Source organism: Kocuria rhizophila DC2201 (genome assembly GCF_000010285.1).
Lineage (GTDB): Bacteria > Actinomycetota > Actinomycetes > Actinomycetales > Micrococcaceae > Kocuria > Kocuria rhizophila_A.
In genome coordinates this window covers 1,674,603-1,689,501 of the sequence record NC_010617.1, presented here as the reverse complement: position 1 = coordinate 1,689,501, position 14,899 = coordinate 1,674,603, and the positions used below count along the sequence as shown (strand labels likewise).

Sequence of the window (14,899 nt, the reverse complement as noted above, 5' to 3'; positions counted from 1 at the left end):
CGCGGGAGAACACGGCGGCGCGCACGGAGAGGAGTCACGGGATGGGCGGTCCGAGCCCGCAGCAGCTGAGCGAGTACCGGCGCTGCGCGATCCTGCACGTGGACATGGACATGTTCTACGTGGGGGTCGAGCTGCTGGACGCCCCCCAGCACCGCGGCCGGCCCGTGATCGTGGCGGGCTCCGGGCCGCGCTCGGTGGTGCTCTCGGCGTCCTACGAGGCACGCCGGTTCGGGGTGCACTCCGCCATGCCCGTGTCCCAGGCACGCGCGAGGTGCCCCTCCGCCGTGCTGCTCGAGCCGCACCGTGAGGCGTACGCGCACTACTCGCGCATCGTCATGGACATCTTCCGCTCGGTCACGGACCGGGTGGAGCAGCTCAGCGTGGACGAGGCCTTCGTGGACGTCTCCGGTGCCATCCGGCGCTGCGGCCCTCCCGTGGAGATCGCCCGCGGACTGCGCCGCACCATCCAGCAGCGCACCGGGCTCACGGCCTCCGTGGGGGTCGCCGAGAACAAGACCGTGGCCAAGATCGCCTCGGCCCACTGCAAGCCGGACGGGCTGCTGGTGGTGGCCCCGGAGCACACACGGGCCTTCCTCGCCCGGCTGCCCGTGGACCGGCTGTGGGGCGTGGGCAGGCGCACCTCGGAGACCCTGCGCGCCGCGGGGCTCGCCACGGTGGGGGACATCGCCGGGACACCGCTGCCCCGGCTGCACGCCCTCGTGGGGGTGGCCTCGGGCTCCCACCTGCAGCAGCTCGCGCTGGGCCACGACCCCCGCCCCGTGACGCCCACGCGCGAGGAGAAGAGCCTGGGGGCGGAGCGAACCTTCCAGACGGACCTTTCCGAGACCGCCGAGCTCAAGCGTGTGCTGCTGGGGCTGTGCCACGAGACCGCGGCCCGGTTGCGCCGCCACGGGCTGCGGGCCGGGCGCGTGGGGCTGAAGCTGCGGTACGCGGACTTCACCACCATCTCGCGTTCACGGACGCTCGGGCACCCCGTGACGTCCGCGCACGACCTCTACACCGAGGCCGCGGGACTGCTCGACGCGCTCGGCCGGCGCCCGCAGGCTGTGCGCCTCGTGGGGATCCGTGCGGAGAAGCTCGTGGGCGCCGACCACGCCCTGCAGCTGAGCCTCGACGGGCGGGACGCCGAGTGGGGTGCCGCCGAGGAGGCCATGGACCGGGTGCACCACCGCTTCGGGCCGGGGACCGTGCGCCCGGCGAAACTCGTGGATCCCACGGTGCCAAACCGCCCGGCACGGGATATTCTGGACGGTACGTGAGGGACGGTCCCACGGCCACCGCCTCGCTCTCTCAACCCTCAGGAGGAATCGTGCCTCTCTCCGAGCACGAACAGCAGCTTCTCGCCCAGCTCGAGAAGCAGCTGCACGAAGACGACCCCCGCTTCGCATCCAGTATGCACACCGAGACCGTCCAGGGTCGGGGGTCCATGCGCAACGTGGTGCTCGGCGTGGTCCTGGCCGTGGTGGGCCTGGGTGTCCTGCTCGCGGGTGTCTCCACCCAGCTGATCGTCGTGGGCGTCCTGGGATTCGTGGTCATGGCCGGCGGCACGTACGTGGCCACCATTCGCAGCAGGACCGCACGCGGAGCCACCGGCCCCTCGGCCCCCACCGCCGGTGGGTCGGGTCCGGCCCCCAAGAAGAAGTCCTCAACTTTCCTCCAGGGGCTCGAGGACAAGTGGGACAGGCGCAACCAGGGCGGGCTCTGACCGCCCCACCCAGGGCCGCCACGGCCCCTCCAGCACTGAACTCCCCGACGTGTCGCCGGGGAGTTCTTTCATGTCCGGATCCGGCACGGCACCGACGGCGCCGCAGACCAGTGCCGTGTTCGGACTGTTCCGCGGGCCCGGACGGGGGAGCGGCGCGGGCCGCCGAGGGCGCGGATGCGTTGACCGGGGAGCGCAGTGGAGTAAAGTGGAGGGCGGTAGAGAGACGAGGGTCGGGCTGGCCTGAGGCGGAGGCGGTGGCGATGTTTCTCGGAACATACGAGCCGCGTCTGGACGACAAGGCGAGACTGATCCTTCCGGCGAAGTTCAGGGCTGAACTGGCAGAGGGACTCGTGCTGACCCGCGGGCAGGAACGTTGCCTGTACGTGTTCAGCGCGGAAGAGTTCGCCAGGGTGCACGAGCAGATGCGCTCGGCGCCGCTGTCCTCCAAGCAGGCCCGGGACTACATCCGCGTCTTTCTCTCCGGTGCCTCGGACGAGGTTCCGGACAAGCAGGGCCGCATCACCATCCCGGCATCCCTGCGCTCGTACGCGGGCCTGGACCGGGAACTGGCAGTGATCGGGGCGGGCAGCCGCGCCGAGATCTGGGACGCGGCCGCCTGGCAGCAGTACCTGCAGGAGAAGGAAGCGGCTTTCTCCGAGACCGAGGAGGAGGTCATCCCCGGGCTCTTCTAGGGCCCCGCAGCACGGACCGTCGGTGCTCCCGGCCATGAGATCTCCAGCCGCCCACGTCACCGTCCTGACTCGACTTCCCCCGAGCCAGGCCGGATTCGAGGGGCGAGTGGCGGATGGGGATCTGGTGACCGGGGCACCGTAGGATGGGAGCGCGATCCGGGCCCGCACCGCGGCGGAATGGGACGCACCACCGGCGGCGCGTCGGCTGCGCACCAGCTCGCGCCCCCGCCCACGTGGTACCGGCCCAGGCCCACCCACACCGGCCCAGGCCCACCCACACCGGTACAGACCAGACCATCGCAATCCAGCACCGACCAGTCCAGCACAGTCCAGTTCAGACCAGTCCAGACCAGCGCGGCCCGACCCGGACCCGCACCGGGCACCGTTCGACCAACGGTCCGCCCACCCCCCGCTTGCACGACCCGCGACAGACTCAGGAGCCCGGCATGGAAGAGGCGCCCGCCGAGCAGCGGCACGTTCCCGTGCTGCTGGACCGCTGCCTCGACCTCCTCGCCCCGGCCCTGGACACCGAAGCCCCCGTGGTGCTGGACGCGACCCTGGGCATGGGCGGGCACACGCACGCGATGCTCGAGCGCTTCCCGCACCTGCGCGTGGTGGGCATCGACCGGGACCCCCAGGCACTCGAGCTCGCCGGGCGGCGGCTGCAGCGCTTCGGCTCCCGTTTCGCGAGCATTCACACCACCTACGACCACATCGCCGATGCCGCGGCTGCGGCGGGCGTCGAGCGCGTGGACGGTGTCCTCTTCGACCTCGGTGTCTCCTCCCTGCAGCTCGACGAGCGCGAGCGCGGCTTCGCCTACTCGTTCGACGCGCCGCTGGACATGCGGATGGACTCCCGCGCCGAGCTCTCCGCATACACCGTGGTCAACGAGTACTCGGAGGCGCGGCTGCGGGACATCATCTTCCGGTGGGGCGAGGACCGTTTCGCGCCGCGCATCGCGCGCGCGATCGTTGCGGCCCGGGCGGACGCCCCGCTGCGCACCACGGCCCAGCTCGTGGATGCTGTGCGCTCGGCGGTCCCGGCGGCCGCGCAGCACAAGAAGGGCCACCCCGCCAAGCAGACCTTCCAGGCGCTGCGGATCGAGGTCAACGAGGAGCTCGACGTGCTGGAGCGCGCGATCCCCGCGGCGGTGGAAACTGTCAGGGTCGGGGGGCGTGTCATCGCCATGTCCTACCACTCCCTGGAGGACAGAATCGTCAAGCAGGAGTTCGCCCGTGGCGCCCGTTCCACCGCGCCCCGGGGCTTTCCCGTGGAGCTGCCCGAGCACCAGCCGGTGCTGAAGGTCCTCACCAGGGGTGCCGAGCGGGCGGACGAGCAGGAGACCCTCGAGAACCCCCGGGCCGCCTCCGCCCGGCTGCGGGCCGTCGAGCGGCTGCGGGAGACCACGACACCAGGGAGCGCGCGATGAGCAGTGCGGCGAGCACCGGGTCGCCGGCCGCGGAGCCCGGCGACGGCGCGCCGCGCCGGCCCCTGTCCGTGGTCCCGCGCCGCGCGGCGCGCCGGAGCAGGGTCTCCACCGTGGTGATGTGCACCCTCGCCCTGGCGGCAGCGCTCGTGGGGATCCTGCTGCTCAACATCCAGATCACGCAGGGCCAGTACGAGCTCACGGAGCTCACGGGCCAGGAGCGCGCTCTGTCCCAGGAGAACGAGGCGCTCACCCAGGACATCGAGGCCGACTCCGCCCCGCAGAACCTCGCGGCCCGCGCCAACGACCTCGGCATGGTGCCCGCCAAGGACGTCGGCAGCGTGGACCTCGCCACCGGCGCGGTGACCCCTCCCGAGAACGCCGCCCAGAAGTCGGATCCGCAGAACATCCTCGTGCCCCCGGCCGAGATGAAGGGCTCCGACGCCGCGCAGAAGAACCGCGCCGCCGCCGAGGAGCGCGCCGAGAAGCGCGCCAAGGAGGAGGCGGAGAAGAAGACCGCCGAGCGGGAAGCGCAGCGCAAGGCGGACGAGGCCCGGGACCTCAACGGCGGCTCGATCCCCGCGCCCTCGCAGCGCGCCCCCGGTCACTGACCCCCTCGGTCCGGGCGTCCGGACCGGATCCAGCACCCACCGGAGGTGGCCGCCCCACGCCGACACCCAGGAATCGAGGAACATCGTGCCAGCATCACCCGCGCGCAGGAACCGCCTGCTCCGGCCCTACACGCGCATGCAGGTGGGGATCGCCGTCCTGCTGGTGCTGCTGCTGCTGGTCATGGGACGGCTGTTCTGGGTGCAGGGCCTGGACCCCGCGGGGCGCGCGGACGCCGCGGCGGCGCAGCGCACCCTGGTGGAGCCGATCCCGGCGGTGCGCGGTGAGATCACCGACACGCGCGGCACGGTGCTCGCCCGGACCCTGCAGCGCTATGACATCACGGTGGACCAGTCCGCGGTCACGGAGGTCGCGGTGCCCCAGAAGGACGGCTCCACCCAGACCGTGACCCCCACCCAGGCGGTGTACAAGATCGCCGACGCGCTAGGCATGAAGGACACCGACGTCAAGAAGGCCCTGGACGGGGACAAGACCTTCAACTACGTGGCGCGCGGTGTCACCCCGGAGCAGTACAACGCCCTGCGCGAGCTGAACCTGCCGTACATCTACGGCCAGCCCACGTTCCAGCGCAGCTACCCGGACGGTTCCCTGGGCGGTTCCGTGGTCGGGTTCCTGGGCGGGGACAGCGAGGCCCTGGGGGGGATCGAGCAGACGCAGGACGCCTCGCTGCGCGGCACGGACGGCGAGCGCCGCTTCGAGATCTCCGGGGACGGCGTGCGCATCCCCGTGGCGCCCCAGGAGCAGAAGGCCGCCCAGAACGGCTCGGACGTGAAGCTCTCCCTGGACAGCGACGTCCAGTTCTTCGCGGAGCAGGCGGTGCGCGAGCGCGCCAAGCAGCTCAAGGCCGAGTGGGGCACGGCGGTGGTGCTGGACGTGAAGACCGGCAAGGTGCTCGCGCTCGCGGACACCTCCTCGGTGGATCCGAACGTGCCGGGCAAGGCCAAGGCGGAGGACCTCTCCTCGCGGGCCGTGACGCAGGCGGTCGAGCCCGGGTCCACGGAGAAGATCGCCACGGCCGCCGGGGCCCTGGACCGGGGGCTGGTGAGCCCCGAGACGCAGATCACCGTGCCGCCGTACCTGCAGATCGGTTCGGAGAAGATCACGGACGCGTTCGACCACGGGGCGCAGAACCGCACCGTGGCCGGGATCATCGCGGACTCGATGAACACGGGCACGGTGATCATGGGCTCGAAGATGGACAAGCAGGCGCGTCACGACAACCTCGAGGGCTTCGGAGTGGGCTCGTCCACGGGCATCGAGCTGCCCGGTGAGTCCACGGGGATCCTCACGCCCGCGGACCAGTGGGATGCGCGTCAGGAGTACACGGTGCTGTTCGGCCAGGGCGTGTCCCAGACGCCGCTGCGCACGGCGTCGATCTTCCAGGCGGTCGCGAACAAGGGGCGTCAGATCGAGCCGCGCATCGTGGAGAGCACCACGGCCGCGGACGGCACCGTGAGCACCCCGCAGGCGCCCGAGCCCCGACAGGTGATCTCCGAGTCCGCTGCGCAGCAGACCCTGGACGTGATGGAGAACGTGGTCACGCAGGGCGGCGCCAAGGAGGCGGCGGTGCCGGGCTACCGCGTGGGCGGCAAGACGGGCACCGCGGAGGCGCCGAGCGAGAAGGGCGGCTACGACGGCTACACCACGTCCTTCGTGGGTGTCGCTCCCATGGAGGACCCGCAGTACCTCGTGGCCGTGACCATGCAGCGGCCCAAGGGCGACGTGCACACGGTGGGCGTGACCTCCACGTTCTCCACGATCATGTCCCAGGTGCTGCACCACTACAACGTGGCGCCCTCCACGACCCAGGGCCCCAAGCTGCCCATGCAGGTCCCGGAGAACCTCAAGAAGGACGTGACGCCGACCAACGCCCTGGACCAGACCTGGCCCCCGCCGGGCCGGGACGAGTCCCAGGGATAAACTTCCGGTGCAGACGCACGGTGCCCGCGGTGCCGCACGGCGCCAGGCAGCAGCAACGACCGGTGGCTCACCGGCCCGGGTGGACGGGGTTCGTCCGCAGACAGGTTCGAAGAGGATTTCTATGGTGGCATCTGGCCCAGAGGGAGCCGACGCGCAGAGCATGCGTCCGTCGCGTCCCGTCCCGCACACGGTGGAGGAGCTCGCGCGCCTGACGGGCGCCCGGGTGCGGGCGGCGTCGTCGGGGCTGGTGGGCGCCGTCACCGGCGTGGTCCTGAACTCGCGCGAGGTGCAACCCGGGGACCTCTACGCGGCGCTGCCGGGCGCGCAGGTCCACGGTGCGCGCTTCGCGGCCGACGCCGCCGCGGCCGGTGCCGTGGCCGTGCTCACCGATCCGGCCGGGGAGCGGCTGCTCGACGAGGCCGGTGTGTCGCTGCCGGTGCTGGTCAGCGAGCAGCCCCGCTCCTGGGTGGGCCCGGTGGCCGCCGCCGTCTACGACTCGCACCCGGGGGAGGAGGCCGGCCAGGAGCTGTTCGCCGTCACGGGGACCAACGGCAAGACCACCACCACGTACTTCACCACCGCGATCCTGCGGGCGCTCGGGCACACCACCGGGCTGATCGGGACCATCGAGATCCTCGCGGGGGACACCCCGATCCCCTCGCGGCTGACCACGCCCGAGGCACCCCACGTGCACTCGCTACTCGCGCTCATGCGGGAACGGGGGATCACCGCCACGGCCATGGAGGTCTCCTCCCACGCGCTCGAGTTCCACCGGGTGGACGGCGTGCACTACGGCGTGGCCGGGTTCACCAACCTCACGCAGGACCACCTGGACCTGCACGGGTCCATGGAGGAGTACTTCGAGGCCAAGGCGCAGCTGTTCACGCGGCAGCGCACGAGCCGCGCGGTGGTGGTGCTCTCCGACGAGGACCCGTGGAGCGGTGCCATGGCGCGGCGGGCCCGGGAGGAGCTCGGGGACGCGAACGTGACCACGGTGGCCCTGCGGGGCAGCGAGGACGCCGAGCGCGGGCAGGACGCCGCCCAGTGGACCCTGCGCTCGCTCACGCGCCGGGGGATCGGCAGCGCGTTCGTGCTGCGCCACCGGGACGGCCGGGAGCTGCGCGTGCACACCGGGCTGCCCGGGGACTTCAACGTGGCCAACGCGGCCCTGGCCGTGCTCATGGTGCTGGACTCCGGGGTGGAGCTCGAGACCCTGCAGCGGGCCCTGGACGAGCACGACCCCCTCACCGCGAGCGTGCCCGGTCGCATGGAGCTCGTGGGCACCCGCCCCACCTCGCTGGTGGACTTCGCCCACAACCCCGACGCCCTGGTGCGCGCGCTGCGCTCGGTGGACCCCGAGGACGGCCGGGTGATCGTGGTCTTCGGCGCCACGGGTCAGCGGGACACCGGCAAGCGGCCCGTGATGGGCCGGGTGGCCGCCGAGGAGGCGGACGTCGTGATCGTCACCGACGACGACCCCCACGCCGAGGACCCCGCACCCATCCGCGAGCAGGTGGCGGCGGGGGCCCGCGAGGCGGTGGCCGCCGGTGCGCGCGCCACGGACGTGCTGGTCATCGCCCCGCGGGCCACGGCCATCCGCACCGCGGTGCGGATGGCGCGGGCCGAGGACTCGGTCATCGTGGCCGGGCGCGGCCACGAGACCGTGCAGGACGTGGCCGGGGTGGACGTGCCCCTGGACGATCGAGTGGAGCTGCGCGAAGCCCTGGCGCAGCTGCACGCCCACACGGAGGAGAGCAAATGATCCCCATCACCGCCGCAGAGCTCGCGCGGGCCGTCTCCGGCCGACTCGTGAGCGTCGCGGACCCGGACGGCGTGAGCGCCACCTCGGTCACCACGGACTCCCGGGAGGTCACGGCGGGCACCCTGTTCGTCGCCAAGCCCGGGGAGACCACCGACGGCCACGCGTTCGTCCCGCAGGCCGCGGCCGCCGGTGCCGTGCTGAACCTCACCGAGCGCGAGGTCCTCGACGACACCGGCGCTCCCTACCCGAGCGTGGTGGTGGCGGACGTGGTGCAGGCCATGGGCGCGCTCGCGAGCCACGTGCTGCAGCGGCTGCGCGCGGCGCACCCCGTGACCGTGGTGGCCGTGACTGGCTCGGTGGGCAAGACCACCACCAAGGACCTGCTGCACGGGATCTTCGCCGCCGAGGGGCCCACGGTGGCCCCGCGCAACTCGTACAACGGCGAGGTGGGCGTGCCGCTCACCGTGTTCACCGCGGAGCAGGACACCGAGTTCTTCGTCGTCGAGATGGGCGCCACGCACATCGGCAACATCCGCTACCTGTGCGAGATGGTGCGCCCGGACGTGGGCGCGGTGCTGTGCGTCGGATCGGCCCACGCGGGCGAGTTCGGCGGCGTGGAGAACATCGCGCGCGCCAAGGGCGAGATGGTCGAGTGCCTCGCGCCGGAGGGCACCGCGGTGCTCAACGACGACGACGCCCGTGTGCGTCCCATGCGCGAGCGCACCACGGCGCGCGTCGTCTCCTTCGGGCAGGGTGGCCGACCCCACGACCCCGGCCACGAGGACCCACGGGTGTGGGCCGAGGACGTCACCACCGGGGCGGACGGCTGCCCGTCCTTCACCCTGCACTTCCCGGACGGCTCCGCGTTCCCCGTGCACTCGCGGCTGATCGGCGTGCACCACGTGACCAACCTGCTGGCCGCGGCCTCCGTGGCGTGGGCTGCGGGCGTGGCGCCGGAGCGGATCGCCGCGGGGCTCGAGGGCACCGGCGCCCGCTCACGGTGGCGCATGGAGCGCACCGAGCGCTCGGACGGCGTCACCGTGGTCAACGACGCCTACAACGCCAACCCCCAGTCCATGAAGGCCGCCCTGCAGACCCTCGCCCAGCTGGGCCGCGGGGACGCCGAGCACCCGCCCCGGCGCACCATCGCCGTGATCGGGGGGATGCACGAGCTGGGCGACGAGACGATCTCCGCCCACGCGGACCTCGGCCAGCTGCTGGTGCGGCTGAACATCTCCCACGTTGTGGCCGTGGGCGACCTCGCCCGCCCGGTGTACACCGCGGCCACCCTGGAGGGCTCCTGGGGCGAGGAGGCCCTCTGGGTCCCGGACGCCGAAGCCGCCGAGGAGCACCTGCGCGCGGTGCTGCGCCCCGGGGACATCGTGCTGCTGAAATCCTCCAACGCCGCCGGTCTCAATCACCTGGGCGACCGCATCGCCCGCGACGGCGCCGACTCGAACGACAGGAAGGGCTGAGCCCCATGATTCAACTGCTCATGGCAGCGGGGCTCGGTCTCGTGTTCTCGATCTTCGGGACCCCCGCGCTCATCAAGGTCCTGGCCCGCCACGGCTACGGCCAGTACATCCGCGACGACGGCCCCACCTCCCACCAGACCAAGCGGGGCACGCCCACGATGGGCGGGGTGGCCATCCTGCTCTCGGTGGTCGCCGCCTACCTGGTGACCCACCTGATCAGCGTGCTCGCGTGGCCCGAGAACGGGGGGATCACCCTCTCCGGGCTGCTGGCCCTCGGGCTCATGCTCGGCATGGGGATGGTGGGCTTCCTGGACGACTACAAGAAGATCTCCAAGAAGCAGAACCTCGGGCTCACCGCCGCCGGGAAGATGGTGCTGCAGGGCGCTATCGGCAGCGCCTTCGCCGTGCTCGTGCTGTTCTTCCCGGATGCCGCCGGCAACACCCCGGCCTCGACCGCCATCTCCTGGACCCGGGACACCGGCGTGGACCTCGCGTTCGCCGGGCCCGTGGTGGGCCTGATCCTGTTCGTGGTGTGGGTGAACCTGATCGCCACGGGCACCACCAACGCCGTGAACCTCACCGACGGGCTGGACGGGCTCGCCACCGGGGCCTCCATCCTGGTGTTCAGCGGCTACATGCTGATCACCCTGTGGCAGGCCGGGCACCTGTGCGAGAACGCCGCCCAGGCCGCGTGCTACGCGGTGCGGGACCCCATGGACCTCTCGATCGTCGCGGCCGCCCTGGTGGGCGCGCTCATCGGGTTCCTGTGGTGGAACACCTCGCCCGCCAAGATCTTCATGGGGGACACCGGCTCGCTGGGGCTCGGCGGCGCACTCGCCGCGTTCGCCGTGCTCTCCCGCACCGAGCTGCTGCTCGTGCTGATCGCCGGGCTGTTCGTGGTGATCACCATGTCCGTGATCCTGCAGGTGGGCTACTTCAAGCTCTCCCACGGCAAGCGCATCTTCAAGATGGCGCCCCTGCAGCACCACTTCGAGCTCAAGGGCTGGCAGGAGGTCACCATCGTGGTGCGCTTCTGGGTGATCGCCGGGCTCTTCGTGGCCGCGGCGCTCGGTGTGTTCTACGGGGACTGGCTGCTGCACAACGGCGGCGCGTTCCCCGGGGCCGAGGCCCTGCACTGACACCGTCGTCCGGAGCCCGGACACCACCCCTGAACCCGCCACCCGCACGTTCCCTACGAGGATGAGGCAGCACCGGTCATGATGCACGCGAGCAACGACAACCCGATCCTGGACACCCCCCGGCTCGCCGGGCTCACCAGCTGGGACGCACCCTGGGCCGGCCTGCGCGTGGTCGTGGCGGGCATCGGGGTCTCCGGCTTCGCCGCCGCGGACACCCTGATCGAGCTCGGGGCGAAGGTCACGGTGGTGGACGCGGGGGACACCGAGCGCAACCGGCAGAGCGCGGACACCCTGAAGATCGTGGGCGCGAGCGACGTCGTGCTGGGACCGGACGCGATGGCCGCCGTTCCCGACGTCGCCGGGCAGCGCCCCGAGCTCGTGGTCACGTCACCGGGCATCCGGCCCACGAGCTCCCTGCTCACGGCCGCGCGCGAGGAGGGCATCCAGATCTGGGGGGACGTGGAGCTCGCGTGGCGCGTGAACCGCCGGGAGGGCCGCAAGAGCCCCGAGTGGCTGTGCATCACCGGGACCAACGGCAAGACCACCACGGTGGGGATGACCGCCTCGATCCTGCAGGCCGCGGGGCTCAAGGCCGTAGCGGTGGGCAACGTGGGCACCCCCATCCTGGACGCCCTGCGCGACCCCGTGGAGTACGACGTCCTGGCCGTGGAGCTCTCGAGCTTCCAGCTGCACTGGATGCACTCGGTCTCCCCGCTGGCCTCGGCGGTGCTCAACGTGGCCGAGGACCACGTGGACTGGCACGGCAGCTACGAGAACTACCGCGCGGACAAGTCCCGCGTGTACGAGAACACCCGGGTGGCGTGCGTGTACAACGCGGACCAGCCCGGTGCGGAGGAGCTCGTGGAGGCGGCGGACGTGGTCGAGGGCTGCCGCGCCGTGGGCTTCACCACCCAGCACCCGGGACTGTCCATGGTGGGGGTCGTGGAGGACCTGCTCGTGGACCGGGCGTTCGTGGCGGACCGGGCGAGGACCGCCGCGGAGCTGGGATCGGTCTCGGACACGGGACCCATCCCCACCCGCCACGGCGTGGCCAACGCCCTGGCCGCCGCCGCGCTGGCCCGGGCCGCGGGCGTGGAGCCGGAGGCTGTGCGCGACGGACTGCGCGCGCACCACCCCGGGGACCACCGCATCCAGCTCGTGGCCGAGACCGACGGGGTGCGCTGGATCAACGACTCCAAGGCCACCAACCCCCACGCCGCCGAGGCCTCGCTGTCGGCGTTCGACCCCGTGGTGTGGATCGCGGGCGGGCTCTCCAAGGGGGTCACCTACGACGAGCTGGTGGCGCGCCACGCGCAGCGGCTCAGGGCGGTGGTGGTGATCGGCACGGACGACGCCGCCCTGCTCGACGCGCTCGCGCGCCTGGCCCCGGACGTGCCCGTGCTGCACGCGACCCCCGGGGCGGGGCCCGACTCCGCGGCCGGGGACCCCGCCGACGGCCAGGAGGCGATGCGCCGCGCCGTGCGGCTCGCGCACGAGCACGCCGCTGCGCAGGACACCGTGCTCATGGCACCGGCCGCCGCGTCCATGGACCAGTTCTCCGACTACGCCGAGCGCGGCCACGCGTTCATCCGCAGCGTGCACGAGGAGCTGGGGATCTGATGGCCACGCGCACCCAGGGGCGCGCCGCTACGCCGGAGACCCCCGAGAACGCCGCGTCCCCCGCGGGCACCGCCCTGAGCACCCGGCTGCGGGGGCTGTGGCGCCAGCTCACGGACGGGCCGCTGTTCCACTCCTACTACGCGCTGGCCGGTTCGGTGATCCTGCTCACCGGCATCGGCGTGATGATGGTGCTCTCCGCCTCCGCGGTGGAGTCCATCTCCGACTCCCGCTCCGCGTACTCCCTGTTCGGCAAGCAGGTGATGTTCGCGGTGCTGGGGCTGCTGGCCATGTTCGGGCTCTCCCTCGTGCCCACCCAGGTCTTCCGCCGGGCCGCCTGGCCGCTGTGGGGGCTCAGCGTGCTGCTCTCCGCCCTCGTGTTCACCCCGCTGGGCCGCGAGGTCAACGGCAACCGCAACTGGCTCGTAGTCGGGGGGCAGTCCGTGCAGCCCTCGGAGCTCGCCAAGCTCGCGCTGAGCCTGTGGCTCGCCGCGATGTTCGCGAAGCAGGGCCGCGAGGTGGAGACGGACTGGAAGAAGGCGCTGTGGCCCTCGCTCGGTGGCTTCCTGCTGCCCACCGCCATGGTGCTGGCCGGCGGGGACGCCGGCACCGCCATCGTCTTCTGCCTGATCTACGCCGCCGCCCTGTGGTTCGTGCACGCACCGCTGAAGATCTTCGCGGCCGGCGGTGTGCTGGCCGTGGGCGGCGGACTCGTGCTGATCGCCATCGCCCCGCACCGCCTGGACCGCATCACCGGCTGGCTGTTCGGGGACTGCGGCGCCACCGACGCGTGCTGGCAGGCCCAGCAGGGGCTCAACGCGCTGGCCACCGGCGGCTGGTGGGGTGTGGGGCTGGGCCAGTCACGGCTCAAGTACAACTACGTTCCCGAGGCGCACAACGACTACATCTTCTCGATCATCGGGGAGGAGCTCGGGCTGGTGGGCACCGCCATGATCCTGGTGCTGTTCATCGTGGTGGTCGTGGCCATGGCCCGGATCCTCACGCGCACCCGCAGCACGTTCGTGCGCATCACCACCGCGTGCATCACCACGTGGATCGTGGGCCAGGCGTTCGTGAACCTGGGCATGGTCACGGGTCTGCTGCCCGTGATCGGCATCCCCCTGCCGTTCATCAGCTACGGTGGATCCGCGCTGCTCATGACCATGGCGGCCGTGGGCGTAGTGATGTCCTTCGCCCGCGTGCCCCGCACCGTGCGGGTGCGCTCGACGGGCCCCGGCACCGCCGCGAACCAGATCCTGGACGCCCAGGAGGCCCGCGAGCAGGGTCTCGACGACGGCTCCCGCGGTGCGCGCACCCCGTGGCGTGAGCGCCTCACGAGTCGATCAGGAAGGGGACGCCGATGACGTCCGAACACGGTCCGGCACAGAGCCCCCAGCGCGCGGGCTCCGCGCGCGTGGTGCTCGCCGGCGGCGGCACCGCCGGGCACATCAGCCCCCTGCTGGCCATCGCCCGCGCCATCCAGGAGGCCCGGGCGGACGTGAGCGTGTGCGCCGTGGGCACGGCCTCGGGCATGGAGACCCGGCTCGTGCCGGCAGCGGGCGTGCCGCTCGAGCTGATCGAGCGCGTGCCGCTGCCCCGGAGGCCATCCGTGGACCTCGTGCGCCTGCCGCGCCGCATGGCCACCGCTGTGCACCAGGCCGGACGGATCCTGGACTCCCAGCAGGCCACCGTGGTGGTGGGCGTGGGCGGCTACGTGTGCACGCCCGTGTACCTCGCGGCCGCGCGGCGTCGGATCCCCGTGGTGATCCACGAGGCCAACGCCCGGCCCGGGATCGCCAACCGGGTGGGCGCGCGCTTCGCGTCCGTGGTGGCCACCGCGTTCCCGGACACCCCGCTGCGCGGGGCCCGCGTGGTGGGGATGCCCATGCGGGAGGAGATCGCCACCCTGGACCGCGCCGCGCACCGGGCACGGGCGCGGCTGGCCCTGGGACTGCAGCCGGACCTGCCCACCGTGGTGGTCACGGGCGGCTCCTCCGGGGCCCAGTCCATGAACCGTACCGTGGCCGCGGTCGCCTCCGAGATCGGTGGCCGGGGCTACCAGGTGCTGCACGTGACCGGGCGGACCAAAGAGGTCCGCACCCCGGACGGCGAGCTGCTGCGGGCCGAGAACTACGTGCAGACCGAGTTCGTGGACGGCATGGAGACCGTGTACGCGGCCGCGGACCTGCTGGTCGCGCGCGCCGGCGCCGCCACGGTGTGCGAGGTCGCTGCCGTGGGACTGCCCGCCGTGTTCGTCCCGCTGCCCATCGGCAACGGGGAGCAGGCCCTCAACGCGCGCTCCCTCGTGGCTGCCGGGGGAGCGCAGCTCGTCACCGACGCCCAGTTCACCCCCCAGTTCTACCGGGACACCGTGGCACCGCTCGTCACCGACACCGCCCGCCTGGACCGCATGGCCCGGGCCTCGGCGGCCCACGGCGTGCGCGACGCCGCCCAGGTGATGGCCCGCCTGACCCTCGACGCCGCCCGCGCCTGACCCCCACCCCCTTCCCC

The 14,899-nt window shown here is 72.4% G+C and carries 12 protein-coding genes; all 12 read left to right on the top strand.

What is annotated here, in order from left to right; all coding sequences use genetic code 11:
• The first annotated feature begins 41 nt into the window (after positions 1-41).
• Positions 42-1,280, top strand: a complete 1,239-nt coding sequence (dinB, locus tag KRH_RS07330) for a DNA polymerase IV (protein ID WP_012398561.1) — start codon at positions 42-44, stop codon at positions 1,278-1,280.
• A gap of 50 nt (positions 1,281-1,330) precedes the next feature.
• Positions 1,331-1,726 carry a DUF3040 domain-containing protein gene (locus KRH_RS07325; RefSeq protein ID WP_012398560.1) on the top strand — a complete coding sequence of 132 codons (396 nt, stop codon included), beginning with the start codon at positions 1,331-1,333 and terminating at the stop codon, positions 1,724-1,726.
• Between the two features lie 260 nt (positions 1,727-1,986).
• Positions 1,987-2,418: a division/cell wall cluster transcriptional repressor MraZ gene (gene mraZ / locus KRH_RS07320; protein WP_012398559.1), complete on the top strand. Its 432-nt coding sequence runs from the start codon at positions 1,987-1,989 to the stop codon at positions 2,416-2,418.
• A 446-nt stretch (positions 2,419-2,864) separates the two neighbouring features.
• Complete coding sequence (gene rsmH / locus KRH_RS07315; RefSeq protein ID WP_012398558.1) at positions 2,865-3,848, top strand: 16S rRNA (cytosine(1402)-N(4))-methyltransferase RsmH; 984 nt, start codon at positions 2,865-2,867, stop codon at positions 3,846-3,848.
• Entirely contained in the window at positions 3,845-4,456 is a 612-nt protein-coding gene (locus KRH_RS07310; protein WP_012398557.1) for a hypothetical protein, read from the top strand. The genes rsmH and KRH_RS07310 overlap by 4 nt, the downstream gene beginning before the upstream one ends.
• Positions 4,457-4,541: 85 nt before the next feature.
• Positions 4,542-6,395 (top strand): peptidoglycan D,D-transpeptidase FtsI family protein, encoded by a 1,854-nt coding sequence (locus KRH_RS07305; RefSeq protein WP_012398556.1) that lies wholly within the window; start codon positions 4,542-4,544, stop codon positions 6,393-6,395.
• Positions 6,396-6,516: 121 nt separating this feature from the next.
• Positions 6,517-8,157, top strand: a complete 1,641-nt coding sequence (locus KRH_RS07300) for a UDP-N-acetylmuramoyl-L-alanyl-D-glutamate--2,6-diaminopimelate ligase (protein WP_012398555.1) — start codon at positions 6,517-6,519, stop codon at positions 8,155-8,157.
• Entirely contained in the window at positions 8,154-9,632 is a 1,479-nt protein-coding gene (locus tag KRH_RS07295; protein ID WP_012398554.1) for a UDP-N-acetylmuramoyl-tripeptide--D-alanyl-D-alanine ligase, read from the top strand. Before KRH_RS07300 ends, KRH_RS07295 begins: the two co-directional genes overlap by 4 nt.
• Before the next feature lie 5 nt (positions 9,633-9,637).
• Positions 9,638-10,771 carry a phospho-N-acetylmuramoyl-pentapeptide-transferase gene (gene mraY, locus KRH_RS07290; RefSeq protein ID WP_012398553.1) on the top strand — a complete coding sequence of 378 codons (1,134 nt, stop codon included), beginning with the start codon at positions 9,638-9,640 and terminating at the stop codon, positions 10,769-10,771.
• Positions 10,772-10,849: 78 nt separating this feature from the next.
• Positions 10,850-12,391, top strand: coding sequence for a UDP-N-acetylmuramoyl-L-alanine--D-glutamate ligase (murD, locus tag KRH_RS07285; protein ID WP_012398552.1), 1,542 nt, complete (start codon positions 10,850-10,852; stop codon positions 12,389-12,391).
• Positions 12,391-13,752 (top strand): putative lipid II flippase FtsW, encoded by a 1,362-nt coding sequence (gene ftsW / locus KRH_RS07280; protein WP_012398551.1) that lies wholly within the window; start codon positions 12,391-12,393, stop codon positions 13,750-13,752. Before murD ends, ftsW begins: the two co-directional genes overlap by 1 nt.
• Entirely contained in the window at positions 13,749-14,882 is a 1,134-nt protein-coding gene (gene murG / locus KRH_RS07275; RefSeq protein WP_012398550.1) for an undecaprenyldiphospho-muramoylpentapeptide beta-N-acetylglucosaminyltransferase, read from the top strand. The genes ftsW and murG overlap by 4 nt, the downstream gene beginning before the upstream one ends.
• Positions 14,883-14,899 lie beyond the last annotated feature (17 nt).